This window comes from Curtobacterium sp. MCPF17_047 (genome assembly GCF_003234045.1).
Taxonomy (GTDB): domain Bacteria; phylum Actinomycetota; class Actinomycetes; order Actinomycetales; family Microbacteriaceae; genus Curtobacterium.
Genome location: NZ_QKSF01000006.1, coordinates 38,571 through 58,242, shown reverse-complemented (window position 1 = coordinate 58,242; position 19,672 = coordinate 38,571). Strand labels below are relative to the sequence as shown.

Sequence of the window (19,672 nt, the reverse complement as noted above, 5' to 3'; positions counted from 1 at the left end):
GAGGTGAACGGGAGACATCAGAGTCCTCGGAACGCGGTGAACGTCTGACAAGCCCGCGTTCAGGGGACGGATGTCAATGCCGTGACGACCGCCTCCGCGCTGGGCTCCGCCACGACGACCGCGAAGTCCCCGTCCGCCACATGCTGCCCCGCGGCGAGCCACACGGCGTTCCGGGCCCCCGGCTGCGGCACCCAGGAGGAAACGCTCCCGGCGACGAGCACGGTCACGTCGTCGAGCCCGCTGGCCCCCCGGTACCAGGACGTCGGCATGTCGACCTGCACGGCGTGTCCCGCGCTCTCGAGCGCACCGACGAGCGCGGTGACGTCCGCGGGTCGGGTCCCGTCGTGCTTCACCGCGACCCGGAGGCCCGTGGCGCCCGGTTCGCGGACGACGACCGGCCGCGACGACCGCACCGTCACGCCGTGTCCCTTCGGCAGGCCCGGCTCGACTCCGAGGTACCGGAGTCCAGCGCCCTCGTACCGGTCGGCCGCATCGGCGTCCGGGTAGCGCCCGCGCCACCGCTCGTCGAACACGCGGCGGTTCTCGATCCGCGCGTCGTCCCGCCCCGGTGTCCGGCTCTCGTGGTGGACGACGACCGAGGCCGGTTCGACGACGAACGCGGCCCCCGGCTCGGCGGTGGCGAGGGCGCGCAGACACAGGTCCACGTCCTCCAGCCCGTTCGCGTAGACGGGGTCGAAGCCGTGCCAGCGGATCAGGTCGTCGGCCCGGAAGGCCGCGGCCGCCGCGGTGATCGCCGTGAACCGCCGGGAGGCCGGGGTCCGGAACGCACGGTCCGCGTCGTACCGCGGGTGGTCGGCGAGGAAGTGCCACGGCAGGACCTTGTCGCCACCGAAGACGGTGCCGGCGGCCTGGACGACTCCGTCCGGGTAGACGAGGAGCGGTTGGACGCCGAGGACCGTCGGGTCCTCGAGCGCCGCGACGAGGGGTCGGAGCCAGCCGGGTGTCACCTCGGTGTCGTTGTTGAGCATCACGACGGTCGCGCCGGTGGTGCGTGCGAGTCCGAGGTCGCTGCCGAGCGCGAAGTTGCGGTTCCGGTCCTCCCGCTGGAGCACCACCCGCGGGTCGCCGCGGAACCAGGCGTCGAGGACGGCGGAGACCGAGCGCGGGGAGCCGTTGTCGACGACCACCACCTCGACGTCGTCGCCGTCGTGGTCGGCGGCGCCGAGCACGGTGTCGACGGCCCGCCGGGTCATCGTCCAGTCGCGGAAGACCGGCATCACGACCGACACCCGGTCACGCACCCGGTCGGGGGCGGCCGCGGCGAGAGCGTCCCAGTCGATGCGGTGCCGCGCGAGCGCGACCTCCTGCCAGGACGCCGGCTGGCCCGACGAGACACGGCGGGGGTCACGGACGTTGTCGTAGTCCACCCCGATGACCGGGACGTACTCGGGGACGGCGGCGTGTGCTGCGATGCGGAGCAGCCACTCCCAGTCGATCCACCGGCGCAGGTCCTCGTCGAAGGGGCCGACGGCGTCGGCGACGTCACGACGCACCACCAGGGCGTTGAGGTCGATGAAGTTGCCGGCGAGCAGGTCCTCGTGGGTGCCGTCCTCGCCGCGGAACGTCTCGACCGGCGCGGTGGCGTCATCGGCGTTGTTCGCCCCGGTCATCCGGAGCCCCGTGTGCACACCGGGTGCGTCGCCCTCGAGCAGGGCCGCGAGGGCGGCGCTGAGGTGCTGCGGACGCCAGGTGTTGTCGGCGTCGAGGAAGGCGATGAACGAGCCGGTCGCGGCGGCCAGTCCGGTGTTCCGTGCCGCGGCGGCTCCGCCGTTCTCCCGTTCCAGCAGCCGGATGCGCGCATCGCCGGCGGCACGGGCGCGGACGACGTCGACGGTGTCGTCGCCCGACCCGTCGTCGACGACCAGGAGCTCCCAGGTGGTGTGTTCCTGGGCGAGGACCGAGTCGATCGCTGCGCCGACGACGTCTGCCCGTCGGTACACCGGCAGCACGACGGAGACGAGCGGCTGCTCGGCGTCGCGGCGGGCGTCCCCCCGCGGGTAGCGCGCCGACAGGTCGAGCGTCTCGGGGCCGTCCCAGGACGACCGGTAGCGACGGCGCGTCCGGTGCTGGGCGGCGGCGAAGTCGCGAGCGCCCTGCAACGCGGCGGCGCGTGCGGCTCCCCAGGTCGGTGCCGGGCCACGACGGCCGGGAGGCACGGGGAGCGCGGTCACGTCCGTCGCGTTCCGCAGGAAGTGCCGCAGCGCATCGAGGGTGGACGCCGGGCGGGAGGGCGCCGGCACCGAGGCGGCGTACACGCCGGCGTCGAAGAGCGGTCCGGTCTGGAAGAGCTCCGGTCCCTCCTGGTGCAGCGCGTCGTACCAGGACATCGCGGGTGCCGGCTGGTGCTCGCGCATCCACTCGTGCTCGATGAGCGGGCTGAGCGACAGACCCCGCTGCCCGTCGTTGTGGACGTAGAAGGCGGTCGCCTCCTCGTCGGTCGCGAAGGTCCGTCCCGTCTGCGCCTCGAGGTACTCCCGGTCGAGCACGCCGAACTCGGCGATGCGTCGGGCCCAGCGGTCGAGTCGGTCGGCGACGGTCAGGGGCTTCTCGGGGCCCCGCAGCTGCCGGGCGAACCGCCGTGCGACCCGGCCGATGCCCCCACGGTCGGCCATCAGCGGCGACCCGGCAGACGCGAGGCGACCTTGGCGATCGCCTGGCCGGTGCGGAACGACCGGCTGCCGCGCAGGTCGTCGAGCTCGCGGCGCAGTCGTCCGACCTCGTCGGAGGCGCTGTCCGCGACGACGTCGGCGGCGGTGACGTCGAGGGGCAGCAGGGCCGACCACCGTTCCTCGAGCGCCGCCGAACGGTCCGCGAGCGGAGCGGCGATCCGGGCGTCGAGGCCCGCCCGCGCCCCGGCGAGCCCGCCGGGAGCGACGACCTCGGCGAACCGGTCGACGACGGCCGCGACGGTGTCGGCACCGGTCCGGTGTCGCCGCGAGGACCACGGGAGCGCTGGGGGAGCGGACCGGACGACGACGAGGTGCAGCGCGCGACGGTTCGCGGCGACGACCTCGGCCGGCGTCGGGTCCACGAGCACGGCGACGGCGACGAGGTCGTCGGCCGACGGAGGGTCCGTGGTGACGGTCCACGTGGCGGGAGCCGTCGTGCCGGCGGGGAGCCGTGCCTCCAGGGCGAAACCGTCCCCGAAGGCCGCGTCGACGTCGCGGACCAGTGCACCGGCGTCCGCGACGTGCCGCAGGTCGACCGCGAGGCGTGGCGTCGAACCGCTCGGCACGAGCGCGTCGGCGAACCGCTCCGTCGCGGTCATGCCGTGTCGCTGGTACGCGGCGACCGCGTCCGGCAGGAAGGGGTACCGCCGTTCCAGCTCGCGCTGGTGTGCCGCACGGAGGGCGTTGCGGTTGCCGGAGAAGCTCTTGCCGCCCGCGTGCAGGACGAGCGCCCGGTTCGCGATCTTGGCGAGCCAGCCGTGCTCCGCGATGCGCAGGCAGTAGTCGTTCTCCTCCCCGTAGCCGGGGGCGAAGGCCTCGTCGAAGAGCCCGTGCTCCGCGACGAGCTCGCGACGGGTCAGGAAGCAGAAGCCCATCGCGACGGGCATCACCTGGGACACCGGCAGCAGCGGGGCGAGGGCACCCCAGACGGCACGCGTCCGGGCTTCGGTCCGGGCCGCGCCACGGTTCGCCAGGCGGTACGGGATGCTCGCGATCGTGGCGTTGTCACTGCGGGCCGTCACGACACCGGTGCGGTCCTCGTCGAGGACCGCGAGCATGGCGTCGAGGAACCCGGCGGTCGGCACCGCGTCGCTGTTGAGCAACAGGACGGCGTCCCCGCCCGTGTCGAGCTCGGTGACGGCACGGTTGCACGTCCCGACGAAGCCCAGGTTCCGGTCGTTGCGCTCGTACCGGAACCCGGGGCGCTCGCCGATGCGGTCCAGCAGGGCGCGCTCGATGGCGTCCGCGTCCGGGCCGCAGTCGTTCACGAGGAGCACCCGGTGCACCGCGGTGTCGAGGTGCTCGAGCAGCCCGTCCACGCAGCGCAGCAGCGACTCGAGGTCGCCGTACACGGGGACGACGACGAGGGTGGTGCGGGTCATCGGTTCTCTTCCTCGGTCTCGAGTGCGGCGCCGAGGGCGTCCGTTTCCAGTGCGGCGCCGAGGACGTCGACGGCGGCGTCCAGCGGCCCGCCGAGGGCGCCGTCGGCGAGCGGGACGAACCCGGTCGGTCCGTCCGCGGCGACACGCCGGACGGCGTCGGCCACCGCGAGGCCGAGCGAGCGGGCGTCGGTGGGGACGGCCTGGAGGTTCGGGTGCAGCCCGGCGCGCGTGCCCCGGAACTCGTTGGTCACGACCCGTGCCCCGGAGATCGCGCCGTCGAACGGCGGGTGGCTCGGGTGCGGGCTGTGCTGCAGCGAGAGCACCACCCCGGTGGAGGCGATGAACCGGAAGTAGTCGTCCCACGGCATCGTGCCGTGCGAGACCAGCTTGACGTCGCCGGCGCCCCCGTCGAGCTCGACGTCCGCGTGCTGTTCACCGGCGGAGTGGAACTCGACCCGGATGCCGTCCGGGGCCAGCTCCTGCACGGCGATCCGGAGCGCGGCCACGCCGAGGCGGAAGAGGTTGCGGTGCTTGCTCGGTCGCCCGTAGAAGAGGACGCGGACGACCCCGCCGTCCTCGGCGACCAGGCGTCGCGCGGCGGCGACCCGTTCCAGCAACTCGACGTCCAGGTGCGGCGCGAACGTCGCGGCCGGGGCGATGTCGATGCCCTCGACGTCCGCCAGGTACCGACGCAGGGGCTCCGAGTTCACGAGCATCCGGAAGCCGGCACGGTAGGTCGACGCGGCGACGGCGTAGTCGGTGGACCACGCGCTGAAGCCCGGCTCGTAGTCCTGCACGAGGTACACGACCCGCTCGCGGGCGACGACACCGGCCGTCGCGGCGACGTCGAGCGGATGCGCCGTCTTCCAGTGCGTCGCCAGCCAGATGTCCTGCGTCCCGAACACCGTGTCGAGCACGTCCTCGCGACGGACGACGCGCACGCCCGGGCGTCCGTCGACCCGGGTGTCGGGGAAGCGGTCGGCGACGAGGGCCTCGGCCGCTGCGACGCTGTTGCCCGGCGTCGTCCAGCGGACCATGACGACCCGGACGCGCCGGCCCAGACGGTCCCCGAGCGCGATCGCGACGGCGAGGGCGGTCTGCACACCGGCGAAGGCAGCCCCGTCGCGCAACTCGTCGACGACGAGCACGACCTCGGGCTCGCGGGCGGCGGTGCGGATGCCGGCCAGGGCCAGGCTCGTCTCGACCAACCCCTCGTACGGGCGAGCCGCGCGGGGAGCACGGTCGCGCTCGCGGCGGGCGACGCCGACGTCGATCCGCGAGGCGGTCCGCCCGAGCCGTTCCCGGACGTCGTTGCGGTAGTGCCCGTCGCGGGCGTAGCGCTCGTTCACGCGGACCAGGTCGGCGACGAGCCGACGGGCCTTCTCGAAGTTCATCGACGCTCACGTTACCGGGACGGTCCCGCCGCCCGGGGATCCGGCCCGGTCATGGCCGGATCACTAGACTCGGAGCCCTCATGATGCAGCGAATCGACCTCCGTGGCGGGCTCCCCGGCCGTGCCGAACTCCTCCGACTCATGCCGCGTGCCGCAGGCGACGTCGGGCATGCGGTGGACGCCGCACGGGTGCTCGTCGACGACGTCCGTGACCGCGGTGCCGACGCGCTCCGGGAGCAGGCCGAACGGTTCGACGGGGGAGCACCCGAGCACGTCCGGGTGCCGGCCGCCGAGATCGACGCCGCCGTCGCCGGACTCACCCCCGAGCTCCGCGCCGCGCTCGACGAGGCGATCCGCCGCGTCCGCGCCGCGAGTGCCGCGCAGGTGCCGTCGCCGTCGGTGACCACCCTCGCGGACGGTGCCGAGGTCCACCAGCGCTGGCAGCCGATGCGTCGTGTCGGGCTCTACGTGCCCGGTGGCAAGGCGGTCTACCCCTCGAGCGTCGTCATGAACGTCGTGCCCGCCCAGGTCGCCGGTGTCGGTTCGATCGCGCTCGTTTCCCCGCCGCAGCGCGACCACGGCGGCGCGGTGCACCCGACGATCCTCGCTGCGGCGGGGCTCCTCGGCGTGCAGGAGGTCTACGCGATGGGCGGGGCCGGCGCGATCGGGGCGCTGGCCCACGGCGTGTCGGAGATCGGCCTCGAGCCCGTCGACCTGGTGACCGGTCCGGGCAACAACTACGTCGCGGCCGCCAAGCGCCTCGTCCGCGGCATCGTCGGCATCGACTCCGAAGCCGGCGCCTCGGAGATCCTCGTCATCGCCGACGACACCGCCGACGCCGGGAACGTCGCAGCAGACCTCATCAGCCAGGCGGAGCACGACGAGCAGGCGGGCAGTGTCCTCGTGACGACGTCGGCCGCGTTCGCCGACGCGGTGGAGGCGGCGATCCCGGAACGGACGGCGGTGCTCGGGACGGCTGCGCGCCTCCAGACCGCCCTGGACGGACCGCAGTCGGCGATCGTCCTGGTCGACTCGCTCGCCGACGCCGCGATCGTGAGCAACGCCTACGGGCCGGAGCACCTCGAGATCCAGACGGCGGACGACGACGCGGTGCTCGCCGACATCGACGCCGCCGGTGCGGTGTTCGTCGGACCGGACACCCCCGTCAGCCTGGGCGACTACCTCGCCGGGTCGAACCACGTCCTGCCCACCGGCGGCCAGGCACGCTTCGGGGCCGGGCTGTCCGCGTCGACCTTCCTGCGCCCGCAGCAGGTGATCCGGTACACGGCGGCCGCCCTGGCCGAGGTCGCGCCGCACATCGTCGCGCTCTCCACCGAAGAGCAGCTGCCGGCGCACGGTGCCGCCGTGTCCGAGCGCACGAACCGCTAGCCTGAGGGCGCCATGTTCTGCCCCTTCTGCCGCCACCCGGACTCCCGTGTCGTCGACTCCCGGACGAGCGACGACGGAACCTCCATCCGCCGACGCCGCCAGTGCCCGAACTGCGGACGACGCTTCTCGACCACCGAGACCGCCTCACTGAACGTGGTGAAGCGCAACGGTGTCCTCGAGCCCTTCAGCCGCGAGAAGATCATCTCCGGCGTGCGGAAGGCCTGCCAGGGTCGACCCGTCACCGACTCGGACCTCGCCGTGCTCGCGCAGCGGGTGGAGGAGATCGTCCGGTCCTCCGGCGCGAGCCAGATCGAGGCGAACGACATCGGCCTGGCGATCCTCAGCCCGCTGCGCGAACTCGACGAGGTCGCCTACCTGCGGTACGCCAGCGTCTACCAGGCGTTCGACTCCCTCGAGGACTTCGAGGACGCCATCGGCCAGCTGCGCATCGACCACCACAGCGCGTCCGGTGCGGATCGTCCCGCGGACGGCGCCAGCGCGTGAGCGGCCTGGAGTCCCTCGTCCGCGCCGGGTACGGGGTGGTCTTCCGGAACGTCTTCGCCAAGATGGACCCCGAGCGCGCGCACCACCTGGCGTTCAGCGTCATCCGGCTCCTCCCGCACGTGCCCGTCATCGGTGGGGCCGTGGAGCGGTACGCCAGGCCCTCCGCCGAGGACGGCATCACCACGATGGGGATCCACTTCCCGTCCCGCTTCGGTCTGGCCGCCGGGTTCGACAAGGACGCCCGCGGCATCGCCGGACTCGGCGTCCTGGGATTCGGGCACGTCGAGGTGGGCACCATCACGGCACGCCCCCAGCCGGGGAACGAACGACCCCGGCTGTTCCGACTCATCCCGGACCGGGCGCTGATCAACCGGATGGGCTTCAACAACCACGGTGCCGTCAAGGCCGCCGGCCGACTGGAGCGTGCCCGCCGCAACCCGGGCCGACCGGTGATCGGCGTCAACATCGGCAAGAGCCGCGTCGTCTCCGTCGAGGACGCGGTCGAGGACTACCTCGAGTCCACCCGGCTGCTCGCCCCCTTCGCCGACTACCTGGCCGTCAACGTCAGCTCGCCGAACACCCCGGGCCTCCGCGGCCTGCAGGAACTCGACCAACTCCGACCGCTGCTCTCCGCGGTGCACGACGCCGCCGGCCGGACGCCGGTCCTGGTGAAGATCGCCCCGGACCTGACCGACGAGCAGATCGACGCCATCGCCGGACTCGCGGTCGAGCTCGGGTTGTCCGGGGTCATCGCGACGAACACGACGATCGAGCGCACGGGCCTCACCACGCCCGACGCGGACGTGCAGGCGATGGGTGCCGGGGGGCTCTCCGGCGCGCCGCTCGGTGCCCGCTCCCTCGAGGTCCTGCGTCGCGTGCGCGCTGCGGTGCCCGCCGGGTTCTGCGTCATCGCGGTCGGTGGCGTCACCTCCGAGGCCGACGTCCAGGCCCGGATCGCCGCCGGTGCCACGCTGGTGCAGGGCTACACGGCGTTCCTCTACGAGGGTCCGACCTGGGCGATGCGCATCAACCGGCTGCGGCGGAAGCGCCTGCGGCGACGCTGAGGCCGCGGCTGGCAAGTGGCCGCGTGCGGCGCGTCGTGGCGCCGGCGTCTCGGTGAGACGCCGCCTTCCGCGGGAGACGCCCCGGACTTGGGCGGCGTCTCGCGCACTCGGCGGCGTCTGGCCGGGAGGCTCGTGGCGGCCGCCTCGAGCCTCCCGTCCGCTGGGCGGGCGCTGGCGCCGGCGTGTCGGTGAGACGCCGCCTGCCGCGCGTCCGCTGGGCGCTGGCGCTGGCGCCGGCGTGTCGGTGAGACGCCGGCTTCCGCCTGAGACGCCGCGGATTTCGGCGGCGTCTCACGCGCACGGCGGCGTCTCGCGCGCACGGCGGCGTCCCGGCCGTCACACGACGCAGCGCCGCCGACCCGGAGGTCGACGGCGCTGCGGCGCTCGAGCGGAACGAGGTCAGAGCGTCGGGTACTGCCCGCGCTTGACCTGCGGCTTCGGCAGGCGGAGGAACCGGAGCTGCCACGCGCGGGTCAGGATGTAGAGGAAGTTCCCACGCTGGAACTCCTGCCCGGTCGCGGCGAACTTCCGGCGCAGCGCGAACCACAGCACGGCGCAGTCGAGGACGAACAGCAGCACGAACGCCCAGACGAACAGCAGCGAGTACGAGGCGGCAGCGGTCTGCGCCGCGAGGAACCCGACGAGCAGGAACAGGATGAGCACCGGCATCATGACCTCGCCCACGTTCCAGCGGGCGTCGATGTAGTTGCGGATGAACCGGCGCTGCTCGCCGCGGTCCTTCGCCGGCAGGTAGCGCTCTTCGCCGTTCGCCATGCCGACGCGGGCTCGTTCGCGATCACCGTTCAGACGCGAGCGAGCGGCCTTCTTGTCCGCCGGGCTGTTGCCGACGATCGGGCGCTTGTTGGCGGCTTCACGTTCGCGGCGCGAGGGCGTGGGGCGACCCTTGCCGTGCGCGACGAGCTCGTCGTCGGCCGGGTTCACGGTCACGTTGGTCTTGGGGGTTGCCTTCGCCACGGTCGTTCCTAACGGCGCTCTGCGTGCTGGACGTCCTCTAGATTACCGGCCATGACCGACACCGAGAAGCACACCTCCGCAGCGGGGCCCCAGGCGCCCGCGACCGACCCCGCCCTGCTGGCGGCGCTGCGCGAGCACGTGCACGGCGCGCTGCCCGCCACGATCGCCGACCTGTCCGCACTCGTGCGCATCCCGTCGGTGTCGTGGTCGGCGTTCGACCCGGCGCACGTGCGCCGGAACGCGGAGGCCGTGGCCGAGCTGGTGCGCTCGACCCAGGTGTTCGACGAGGTCCGGATCGTGCGCTCCGCGGTCGAGGGCGACACGCCCGCCGACGCGGACACGGTGTCAGCGGGCGACGAGTCCGTCGAGCTCGGGCAGCCGGCGGTCCTGGCGGTGCGGCCGGCCCGGAACGGCAAGCCGACGGTGATGCTCTACGCCCACCACGACGTGCAGCCCCAGGGCGACGACGCGCTGTGGGAGACGCCGCCGTTCGAGCCGACCCTGCGCGGCGACCGGCTCTACGGGCGCGGTGCCTCGGACGACAAGGCCGGCGTGATGACCCACGTCGCCGCACTCCGGGCCGTGCACGCCCAGTTCGGCGAGGACCTGGACGTCGGCATCGTGCTCTTCATCGAGGGGGAGGAGGAGTTCGGCTCCCGCTCGTTCCGCACCTTCCTGCGCGAGCAGCGCGAACACCTGGCCGCGGACGTCATCGTCGTGGCCGACAGCGACAACTGGTCGACCGAGGTGCCGGCCATCACGGTGTCGCTCCGTGGCAACACGACGTTCAAGCTCACCGTGACGACGCTCGAGCACGCCAGCCACAGCGGCATGTACGGCGGCGCCGCCCCGGACGCGATGATGCCGATGGTGCGCCTGCTGGCCTCGCTGCACGACGACGACGGCGCGGTCGCGGTGTCCGGTCTGACGGCGCACGACGCCCCGGTGCCCGAGCGGTCCGAGTCGGACTTCGCGACCGAGGCCGCCCTGGTCGAGGGTGCCCGCCCCGTGGGCAGCGGTCCGGTGCTGTCGCGGATGTGGTTCCAGCCGTCGATCACGGTGACGGGCCTCGACGTCCCGAGCGTCGCGAACGCCTCGAACACGCTGATCCCGACGGTCGCGGCGCGTGTGTCGGTCCGCGTCGCCCCGGGCCAGGCCGCGACGGAGGCCTTCGCCGCGGTGGAGGCCCACCTGCGTGAGCACGTCCCCTTCGGTGCCCGGATGGAGATCACCGAGGTCGACGCCGGCGACGGGTTCCTGGTCGACGCGACCGGCTGGGCCGTCCAGGAGGCCCGCACAGCCATGTCCGAGGGCTGGGGCGCGGACCCGGTGGAGCAGGGCATCGGCGGGTCGATCCCGTTCGTCTCGGACCTGGCGGCGGAGTTCCCCGAGGCCCAGATCCTGGTCACCGGTGTCGAGGACCCCGACACGCGGGCGCACAGCCCGAACGAGTCCCAGCACCTCGGTGTGCTGCACCGCGCGATCGTCTCGGAGGCGATCCTCCTGGCGCGGCTGCAGGGTCGCGGGTGACCCCTGTCCTCCACAGGTCCTGGATCGGGACCCCGCTCGTCGGTGCACGTGCTTAGAATCGACGCGACGGCCGGTGAACGACACCGCCAGCAAGGGAGACGTCGATGAGCGACACCATCACGACCGAAGCAGCGACCGACGCCAAGTCGCACGGTGTGCTGCTGAGCGACGCGGCCTCGGCGAAGGTCGCCAGCCTGCTCGAGCAGGAAGGCCGCGACGACCTGCGCCTCCGCCTCGCCGTCCAGCCCGGCGGCTGCTCGGGGCTCATCTACCAGCTCTACTTCGACGAGCGACTCCTCGACGGTGACGCCACGGCCGAGTTCGACGGGGTCGAAGTGGTCGTCGACAAGATGAGCGTCCCGTACCTCGACGGCGCCACGATCGACTTCGAAGACACGATCCAGAAGCAGGGCTTCACGATCGACAACCCGAACGCGCAGGGCTCCTGCGCGTGTGGTGACAGCTTCCACTGACCACCGGACGGGCTGGTCGCCGGCCCGCGGAACACGCGGGGGAGCGACGACACGCGAACGGGGAGCGGCCGAGACGGCCGCTCCCCGTTCGCGTTCCCGCATCTCGATCGTGACGGACATCACCGCCGACGCAGATGACCAGGGAAAAGCGCCCCTCGCAGCGCCGTTTCCGTCCACAACGCGTGTCGGTTGTGCGCTCGGTGTCGATGGCTGCGAGTAGGCTAGGAGTGTTCCAACCAAGCTGGGAGTCACCCACGCGTCAGCCCTGCGGCTGACCTCGGTGCTCGTCGACGGGGTCACCGTCGGCGCCGGTCGCGCGACGACCGGTTCCCGGGCCACGTCTTTCCGAGAGGTAACAGTGCGTTCGAATCGCCGTATACGTTGGGCGGCCGTGCCGGTGGCCGTCGGTCTGGTCATCGCACTGGCTGGCTGCACGCAGCAGCAGATGAACGGATGGCTCCCGGGCACGGAGCAGACGAAGGACGTCACCAACCACACGAGCCGCATCGTCGGCCTGTGGACGACGAGCTGGATCGTCCTGTTGGCCGTGGGTCTGATCGTCTGGGGCCTGATCATCTGGGCCGCGATCGTCTACCGCCGCCGGAAGGGCCAGACCGGCCTGCCGGTGCAGATGCGGTACAACATGCCGCTCGAGATCTTCTACACGATCGTGCCGCTGATCCTCGTCCTCGGCTTCTTCGCCTTCACCGCGAAGGACCAGGAAGCGATCGAGAAGCCGTTCGCGCAGCCCGACGCCACCGTGCACGTGTACGGCAAGCGCTGGGGCTGGGACTTCAACTACATCAACAAGGACAACCCGAAGGAAAGCGTCTACTACCAGGGCATCCAGGCCCAGGAAGAGGAGAACGGCGGCGGCGCCATCGACGAGTCGCTCCTCCCGACGCTGTACCTGCCGGTGGGCAAGAAGGTCGAGATCGAGCTCAGCTCTCGCGACGTCAACCACTCCTTCTGGGTCATCGACTTCCTCTACAAGAAGGACATGCTGCCGGGTCGTACGAACTACGAGTACTTCATCCCGGAGAAGGAAGGCACCTACCAGGGCAAGTGCGCCGAGCTCTGCGGTGAGTACCACTCCCTCATGCTCTTCCAGGTGAAGGTCGTGTCGCAGGCGAAGTACGACGACTACCTCTCGTCCCTCAAGGACCAGGGCAAGGTCGGTCTGCTCGGCAACGAGTACGACACCAACACGAACCAGCCGAACAACGAGGCGCCTGCCGAGGCGTCCAGCGAGAAGAAGTAAGGGCGCGTCTCAATGACAACGTCATTCGTCGGCCAGGCGACCACCAGGCCTTCGACGCCGGACTTCCAGGCGTCGAGGGTCGGCCGCAAGGGCAACATCATCGTTCGGTGGGCGACGTCCACCGACCACAAGACGATCGGGTACATGTACCTGATCACCTCGTTCCTCTACTTCCTGCTCGCCGGCATCATGGCGCTCGTCATCCGCGCGCAGCTGTTCGAGCCGGGGCTCCAGGTCGTCGCGACCAAGGAGCAGTACAACCAGCTCTTCACGATGCACGGCACGATCATGCTGCTGATGTTCGCGACGCCGCTGTTCTCCGGCTTCGCGAACGCGATCATGCCGCTCCAGATCGGCGCACCGGACGTCGCGTTCCCGCGTCTGAACGGCCTGGCCTTCTGGATGTACTTCTTCGGCAGCGCGATCGCCGTCGGTGGCTTCCTCACCCCGCAGGGTGCAGCCTCGTTCGGGTGGTTCGCCTACGCGCCATTGAGTGACACGACGTTCACACCAGGGCTCGGCGGGACACTGTGGGTCTTCGGGCTCGGCATGACCGGCTTCTCGACGATCCTCGGTGCGGTCAACTTCATCACCACGATCATCACGATGCGTGCGCCGGGCATGACGATGTTCCGCATGTCGATCTTCACGTGGAACGTGCTCGTCACGAGCCTCCTCGTCCTGATGGCCTTCCCGGTCCTCGCCGCCGCGCTCTTCGGCCTCGGGCTCGACCGTGTCTTCGACGCCCAGATCTTCAACCCGGCCAACGGCGGTGCCCTGCTCTGGCAGCACCTGTTCTGGTTCTTCGGGCACCCCGAGGTCTACATCATCGCGCTGCCGTTCTTCGGCATCGTGTCCGAGGTCTTCCCGGTGTTCAGCCGCAAGCCGATCTTCGGCTACAAGACCCTCGTCTACGCGACCATCACCATCGCGGCCCTCTCGGTCACGGTGTGGGCGCACCACATGTACGTCACCGGTGGCGTCCTCCTGCCGTGGTTCTCGCTGATGACGATGCTCATCGCGGTCCCGACCGGCGTGAAGATCTTCAACTGGGTCGGCACGATGTGGCGCGGGTCGGTGACGTTCGAGACGCCGATCCTGTGGGCCATCGGCTTCCTCGTGACCTTCACCTTCGGTGGTCTCACCGGCGTGATCCTGGCGTCCCCGCCGCTCGACTTCCACGTGTCCGACACGTACTTCGTCGTGGCGCACTTCCACTACGTGGTCTTCGGCACCGTCGTGTTCGCGATGTTCTCCGGCTTCTACTTCTGGTGGCCGAAGTTCACCGGCAAGATGCTGAACGAGCGCCTCGGCAAGATCCACTTCTGGTTGCTGTTCGTCGGGTTCCACACCACGTTCCTCATCCAGCACTGGTTGGGCGTCGTGGGCATGCCCCGTCGGTACGCGACCTACCTGCCGAACGACGGCTTCACCTGGATGAACCAGGTGTCGACGATCGGCTCGATGATCCTCGGCATCTCGTTCCTGCCGTTCATCTTCAACGTGTACGTCACCGCGCGGAACGCTCCGAAGGTGGCCGTCAACGACCCGTGGGGCTACGGCCGCTCGCTCGAGTGGGCGACCTCCTGCCCGCCGCCGCGGCACAACTTCACCTCGATCCCGCGGATCCGTTCCGAGTCCCCGGCGTTCGACCTGAACCACCCCGAGGCCGGCGTGCCGGTCGGCGTGGGCCCGGCGAAGGACGCTCCTGACGCTCCGACCTACGACGCCGCGAAGGGCGAGGTGAAGTAGCCGCCATGCGCGCCAACACCAATCTGTTCTGGATCCTGTTCGTCTTCTTCGTGCTCGCGGACGCCGCGTACACGATCTGGTCGATGATCTACTACGGCTCGGTCGAGTGGGTCGGCACCCTGTCGATCGGTCTGACCGGCATCATGTCCGCCTTCATCGCCTTCTACCTCGGTCGCGTCATGTCGGCCCAGGGCGGGGTGCTGCCGGAGGACCGCCAGGACGCGAACATCGAGGACGGCGACGCCGAGCTCGGGCACTTCAGCCCGTGGTCGTGGTGGCCGCTGTTCCTCGCGGCAGCGATCGCGCTCGTGTTCCTCGGGGTCGCCGCCGGCCTCTGGATCGTGCCGATCGGACTCGTGCTCGTCGTGATCACGCTCGTCGGCTGGGTCTACGAGTACTACCGCGGCAACTTCGGGCACTGACCCACGCCACAAACGCTTCGGGCGGCACCATCTCGGTGCCGCCCGAACTGCGTCCGGGGCAGGCGGACCGCCGCCACCGGATGCACGCACCGAACAAGAACACGTCCGAACACCATCTGGAACGGCCCGGGAATCTCCCGGGCACGATGGACCTTGGCTCCTGAGGACCGCATGACCGCGGCCGCAGGTCCTGCGGACCGTCCACAAGCGAAAGGAGTCACCTCCGGTGACTGACAAGCGCACGCTCATCATCTTCGGCGCGACCGGCGACCTCGCCTCCCGCCTCCTCCTGCCGGGTCTCGGTACCTTCCTGCAGAGCGGCCGTTCCGTCCCGGTCCAGCTCATCGGCACGGGCCGCAGCGCCCGCAGCGAGGAGCAGTGGAAGGACGTCGTCACGAAGTCGTTCGCGTCGCAGGACGTGGCCGGCCCGGAGGTCGATGCGACCATCGGTTCGACGAAGTTCATCCAGGGCGACCCCACCGACCCGGAGCACCTGAAGGCCCTGCTCGACGCCGCCGAGGCCGAGCCGATCCTCTACTTCGCGCTGCCGCCGCAGATCGCGTCCGACATCTGCGAGGCGCTGCAGCACGTCGAGCTCCCCGAGGGCACGACGCTGGCGTTCGAGAAGCCCTTCGGCACCGACGTCGCGAGTGCCGAGGCGCTCAACAAGACGGTCCTCGAGCTCGTCCCCGAGGAGCGCGTGCACCGCACCGACCACTTCCTCGGTCGTACGACGGTCCTCAACATCATCGGTCTGCGCTTCGCGAACCGCCTGTTCGAGCCGATCTGGAACGCCGACAACATCGAGAAGGTCGACGTCTTCTACGACGAGACCCTGGGCCTCGAGAACCGCGCGCAGTACTACGACGAGGCCGGCGCCCTGGTCGACATGATCCAGTCGCACCTGCTCCAGATCCTGGCGCTCGTCACGATGGACGCCCCGGCGGCGATCGACTCCGTCGAGTTCCGCTCCTCGCTCGCCCGGGTGCTCCGCTCGACCCGCCTCAAGGGCGACGACGCGACCATCGCCTCCCGCCGCGCGGTCTACACGGCCGGCACGATCGACGGCAAGGAACTGCCGTCGTACCAGCAGGAGGACGGGGTCGACCCGTCGCGCGAGACCGAGACCCTGGCCGAGATCGAGGTCGAGGTCGACACCGCCCGTTGGGCCGGCGTCCCCTTCACCCTCCGCTCCGGCAAGGCGCTCGGCGCCAGTCGGAAGGAGGTGCTCATCACCTTCAAGCCCGTGACGCGCCTGCCCTCCGGTCTGACCGGTCGCCCGAAGGCCGACACGCTGCGCATCGTCCTCAACCCGGACGAGATCGAGCTGTCGGTCTCGGCCAACGGCGGCGGCAACCCGTTCGAGATGGGTCAGGTCACCCTGTCGTCCTCGTTCGACGACGGCGAGCTCACCCCCTACGGCGAGGTGCTGAACGGCATCTTCCACGACGACCCGCTGCTCTCCATCCGCGGCGATGTCGCGGAGCGCTGCTGGGAGATCGTCGAGCCGGTCGTCTCCGCGTGGAAGTCCGGAGCAGTCCCGCTCGAGGAGTACCGCGCCGGTTCGCGCGGCCCGGCCGAGTGGGTCAGCTCCTCCTGACCGACGCGAGGACCGCATGACGGGAGGCCCGGTGCCAGCTGGCACCGGGCCTCCCGTCCGTCCGGGCGCACCGTCGGCAGGGTCCGACGGCGTGCCCGGTCGTGTCAGGCTGGCCGTCCGGCTCGCTCGCCCGCGCCGGTGACGCTCCACGTCCCGCCGTCGCGCTGCGCCGACCTCGTCCGGTGGCCGGCGGCCGCTCCCCGTGCACGCGCGATCGCGTCTGCCGCGGTCACGAGCGTCAGGTGCGAGAGCGCCTGCGGGGTGTTGCCGATGTGGTGTCCGGTCGCGACGTCGATCTCCTCCGACAGCATGCCGACGTCGTTCGCGAAGCCGACCAGGACGTCCATGAGTCGTTCGGCGTCCGCGATCCGACCGGACCCGGCGTACTGCTCGACGAGCCAGAACGAGCAGGCCAGGAACGGGTGTTCCGCGCCGCTGAGACCGTCGAAGCCGGAGGACGTCCGGTACCGGAGCAGGAGCCCGTCGTCGCCGACGCGGAGGTCCTGCTCGATGGCCGCGACCGTGCCGAGCATCCGCGGGTCGTCCGGCTTGCAGTAGCCGATCTGGGGCAGGACGAGCAGGCTCGCGTCGACCTCGTCGGTGTCGTAATGCTGCCGGTAGGCGCCGCGCTCGGCGTTCCATCCGTGTTCCTCGATCTCCGCGCGCACCTGGTCGCGCAGGGTGCGCCAGCGCTCGACGGGCCCCTCGAGGCCGAACTCCTCACATGCGGCGACCCCGCGGTCGAACGCCGCCCAGATCATCGCGCGCGAGTGGGTGAAGTGCCGCCGGGGTCCGCGCATCTCCCAGATGCCGTTGTCGGGCTCCTGCCAGTGCTCCTCGACGTGGCTGAGGAGCGCGCGCTGCAGGGACCACGATGCGCCGCTCTCCTCGACACCGAGCTCGCGGGCGTCGTGCAGCGCTGCCAGGACCTCTCCGAACACGTCGCCCTGGTACTGCGTGTACGCGCCGTTGCCGACTCGCACCGGCTTCGAGTCCGCGTACCCGGCCAGGTGGTCGAGCGTCCGTTCCGGCAGTTCCCGTTCACCGGCGATGCCGTACATGATCTGCACGTCGTCGGGGTCACCCGCGATCGCGCGGAGCAGCCACGCCCGCCAGTGTGACGCCTCGTCGCGGTACCCGTGGGCGATCAGGGACGCGAGCGCCATCGACGCGTCACGCAGCCACACGAAGCGGTAGTCCCAGTTGCGTTCGCCGCCGGGGTCCTCCGGGAGGCTCGTGGTCGCGGCCGCCACGACGCCGCCGGTCTCGGCGTGGGTCATGGCGCGCAGGTACATCAGCGAGCTGCGGACGGCGGACGCGTACCTGCCCTCGGCGCGGGTGCGGGAGGTCCAGTCGTGCCACCAGTCGCGGGTGTGGTGCAGGGCGGCGTCGACGTCGAACGGCTCCGGGGGCTCACGGTGGGAGGGGTACCAGGTGAGGACGGTGTCGAGGACGTCGCCGTCCGCGATCGTCGTGGTGGCGGTGTGCCGGTGGTCGTCGGCGCGGAAGCGCGGGCCCCGGACGACGACGGCGTCCGGACCGGCGGTCGCGACGAGGACCGGTTCGTCGTCGTTGCCCACCTGACGGATCCAGGGCAGGACGTCCCCGTAGCCGAAGCGGATGCGCAGGACCTGGCGCATGTCGACCGTCCCGGTGAGCCCGCGGACCCGTCGGACGATGGTGGCCCGGTGCGCGTCGACCGGCATGAAGTCGGTGACCTCGACGACGCCGGTCGTGGTGGTCCACACCGTCGAGAGCACGAGGGAGTCGCCTTCGTGTCGGCGGACCGGGGTCGCGTCGGGGTCGGCGGGGCGGAGCGACCACTGACCGTCGTGCTCGTCGCCGAGCAGTGCCGCGAACGTCGACGCACTGTCGAAGCGGGGCAGGCACGCCCAGTCGACGTCACCGTCCCGGGTGACGAGTGCGGCCGTGTGACAGTCCCCGATGAGGGCGTGGTCCTCGATGCGCTGAGCCATGCCCTGATCGAACCACCCACACCCCGGACGCGGCTGCGCTGAAGGTGCGTTCAGATCGCTCCCGGCATGACTTCGGCGGCACGGCCGACCGTCACCAGCAGCAGCCAGCGTCGGTCGAGAGCCCGTTCAGTCGAGAGCCAGGGTCAGTCGAGGTCGGCGATCCCGACGCGTCCGAGCTCGGTCCAGAGGCCGGCACCGTCCGGGGCGTAGACCCACGGCACGGTGGAGTCGCGGGTGCGCTCCTGGGCGCGCGATCGACCACCGGCGAGGACGGCCTCGCTCGTCGACAACTGTCGGATCGCGACCGCGGCGACGTTCTCGGGGTGCTCCCGGGCGAACTCGCCGTAGAGGTGCTCGTCGTGCTGTCCGTCGTCGCCGACGAGCAGCCACTGGATGTCCGGGAAGTCCCGCGCGAGGCGCCGCAGGTTGTCCTGCTTGTGCTGCTGTCCGCTCCGGAAGAACCGGTCGTGGGTCGGGCCCCAGTCCGTGAGCAGCAGGGTGCCGGACGGGTACATGTTCCGGGTCAGGAAGCGTTGCAGGGTCGGTGCCACGTTCCACGCACCGGTGGAGAGGTACACGGTCGCCGCGCCCGGGTGCTGCGCGAGGACCCGCTCGTAGAGGACCGACATCCCCGGCACGGGACGGCGGGCGTGTTCGGTCAGCACGAACGAGTTCCAGGCGGCGAGCATCGGGCGGGGGAGGCTCGTCACCATCACGGTGTCGTCGATGTCCGACAACAGGCCGAAGCGGGTGTCCGGGTGCACCACGAAGACGTCGGCGTCCACGTCGCGCATGCCGCCGGCGGACAGTCGGATCGTCTGCCATCCCGGTTCGAGGTCGATCGGGACGATCGCGTCGACCACACCACCGCGGTCGCTCTGGACGGTGTGCGTGCTGCCGCCGGCCGAGATGGTGACCTCGGCGTGGTCGACGGCCACGCTCGTGAAGCTGCGCCACCCGCGGACGCCCGTGTACGAGACGTCCGACGCCAGGCCGCGGCGGGTCAGCAGCACCCGGCAGAGCACGCGGACCCATCCCGGGGCGCCGTAGCCCGTGTACGGGATGACGGTCGGGACCTGACCGCGCTTCCGGGCGTGCTGTTCGCGGTACTCCTGCACGGCGTCCTCGATGCGGGCGGCCCGGTGCAGGATCGGCTCCGGGATCGCGGTCTCCCACTGCTGGATGCCCCAGGGCGACTGTTCGCGGCGGTCGTGCTCGCGTTCCACGGACCGTGCGTCCCGCTGCGGGGTGGTTGCCCGGG

General features: G+C 71.2%; 15 protein-coding genes. 9 read left to right on the top strand and 6 right to left on the bottom strand.

Annotation, left to right across the window (positions count from 1 at the left end; translation table 11 throughout):
• Window positions 1-59: 59 nt before the first annotated feature.
• From DEJ33_RS07760 to DEJ33_RS07750, 3 genes are read right to left on the bottom strand one after another with little or no spacing between them, the layout of a single operon-like run.
• The gene (locus tag DEJ33_RS07760; protein ID WP_111194650.1) at window positions 60-2,633 is read right to left on the bottom strand and encodes a glycosyltransferase family 2 protein; all 2,574 of its coding nucleotides are present in this window, start codon (window positions 2,631-2,633) and stop codon (window positions 60-62) included.
• Window positions 2,633-4,072, bottom strand: a complete 1,440-nt coding sequence (locus tag DEJ33_RS07755) for a glycosyltransferase family 2 protein (RefSeq protein ID WP_111194649.1) — start codon at window positions 4,070-4,072, stop codon at window positions 2,633-2,635. Before DEJ33_RS07755 ends, DEJ33_RS07760 begins: the two co-directional genes overlap by 1 nt.
• The gene (locus DEJ33_RS07750) at window positions 4,069-5,466 is read right to left on the bottom strand and encodes a hypothetical protein (protein ID WP_111194648.1); all 1,398 of its coding nucleotides are present in this window, start codon (window positions 5,464-5,466) and stop codon (window positions 4,069-4,071) included. The genes DEJ33_RS07755 and DEJ33_RS07750 overlap by 4 nt, the downstream gene beginning before the upstream one ends.
• Window positions 5,467-5,546: 80 nt before the next feature.
• Here DEJ33_RS07750 and hisD point away from each other — a divergent pair, with 80 nt between their 5' ends.
• Genes hisD through DEJ33_RS07735 form a run of 3 tightly spaced genes read left to right on the top strand, consistent with a single transcriptional unit; the run spans window position 5,547 to window position 8,422 of the window.
• The gene (gene hisD, locus DEJ33_RS07745) at window positions 5,547-6,854 is read left to right on the top strand and encodes a histidinol dehydrogenase (RefSeq protein WP_111194647.1); all 1,308 of its coding nucleotides are present in this window, start codon (window positions 5,547-5,549) and stop codon (window positions 6,852-6,854) included.
• Window positions 6,855-6,866: 12 nt separating this feature from the next.
• Window positions 6,867-7,358, top strand: coding sequence for a transcriptional regulator NrdR (gene nrdR / locus DEJ33_RS07740; RefSeq protein ID WP_111077614.1), 492 nt, complete (start codon window positions 6,867-6,869; stop codon window positions 7,356-7,358).
• Window positions 7,355-8,422 carry a quinone-dependent dihydroorotate dehydrogenase gene (locus DEJ33_RS07735; protein ID WP_111194646.1) on the top strand — a complete coding sequence of 356 codons (1,068 nt, stop codon included), beginning with the start codon at window positions 7,355-7,357 and terminating at the stop codon, window positions 8,420-8,422. The genes nrdR and DEJ33_RS07735 overlap by 4 nt, the downstream gene beginning before the upstream one ends.
• Window positions 8,423-8,821: 399 nt before the next feature.
• Here DEJ33_RS07735 and DEJ33_RS07730 read toward each other — a convergent pair whose 3' ends face one another.
• Complete coding sequence (locus tag DEJ33_RS07730; protein WP_258366248.1) at window positions 8,822-9,397, bottom strand: DUF3043 domain-containing protein; 576 nt, start codon at window positions 9,395-9,397, stop codon at window positions 8,822-8,824.
• Window positions 9,398-9,448: 51 nt separating this feature from the next.
• On the opposite strand from DEJ33_RS07730, the gene DEJ33_RS07725 reads away from it, so the two are divergent.
• The 6 genes from DEJ33_RS07725 to DEJ33_RS07700 all read left to right on the top strand — a co-directional run bounded on the left by DEJ33_RS07725 (window position 9,449) and on the right by DEJ33_RS07700 (window position 16,435).
• Window positions 9,449-10,927, top strand: coding sequence for a dipeptidase (locus DEJ33_RS07725; RefSeq protein WP_111194645.1), 1,479 nt, complete (start codon window positions 9,449-9,451; stop codon window positions 10,925-10,927).
• Between the two features lie 104 nt (window positions 10,928-11,031).
• Window positions 11,032-11,400 carry an iron-sulfur cluster assembly accessory protein gene (locus DEJ33_RS07720; protein WP_110903120.1) on the top strand — a complete coding sequence of 123 codons (369 nt, stop codon included), beginning with the start codon at window positions 11,032-11,034 and terminating at the stop codon, window positions 11,398-11,400.
• 358 nt (window positions 11,401-11,758) lie between these two features.
• Complete coding sequence (gene coxB, locus DEJ33_RS07715) at window positions 11,759-12,661, top strand: cytochrome c oxidase subunit II (RefSeq protein ID WP_110903121.1); 903 nt, start codon at window positions 11,759-11,761, stop codon at window positions 12,659-12,661.
• A gap of 12 nt (window positions 12,662-12,673) precedes the next feature.
• Complete coding sequence (gene ctaD, locus DEJ33_RS07710; RefSeq protein WP_181432887.1) at window positions 12,674-14,413, top strand: cytochrome c oxidase subunit I; 1,740 nt, start codon at window positions 12,674-12,676, stop codon at window positions 14,411-14,413.
• 5 nt (window positions 14,414-14,418) lie between these two features.
• Window positions 14,419-14,835, top strand: coding sequence for a cytochrome c oxidase subunit 4 (locus tag DEJ33_RS07705; protein ID WP_111194644.1), 417 nt, complete (start codon window positions 14,419-14,421; stop codon window positions 14,833-14,835).
• A gap of 226 nt (window positions 14,836-15,061) precedes the next feature.
• Window positions 15,062-16,435 (top strand): glucose-6-phosphate dehydrogenase, encoded by a 1,374-nt coding sequence (locus DEJ33_RS07700; protein ID WP_111077611.1) that lies wholly within the window; start codon window positions 15,062-15,064, stop codon window positions 16,433-16,435.
• Window positions 16,436-16,539: 104 nt separating this feature from the next.
• On the opposite strand, the gene DEJ33_RS07695 is transcribed toward DEJ33_RS07700, so the two are convergent.
• Together DEJ33_RS07695 and DEJ33_RS07690 are read right to left on the bottom strand one after the other, a co-directional pair.
• Window positions 16,540-18,465 carry a glycoside hydrolase family 15 protein gene (locus tag DEJ33_RS07695; RefSeq protein ID WP_258374606.1) on the bottom strand — a complete coding sequence of 642 codons (1,926 nt, stop codon included), beginning with the start codon at window positions 18,463-18,465 and terminating at the stop codon, window positions 16,540-16,542.
• An 89-nt stretch (window positions 18,466-18,554) separates the two neighbouring features.
• Entirely contained in the window at window positions 18,555-19,637 is a 1,083-nt protein-coding gene (locus DEJ33_RS07690) for an App1 family protein (protein ID WP_375334693.1), read from the bottom strand.
• Between the last annotated feature and the right edge of the window lie 35 nt (window positions 19,638-19,672).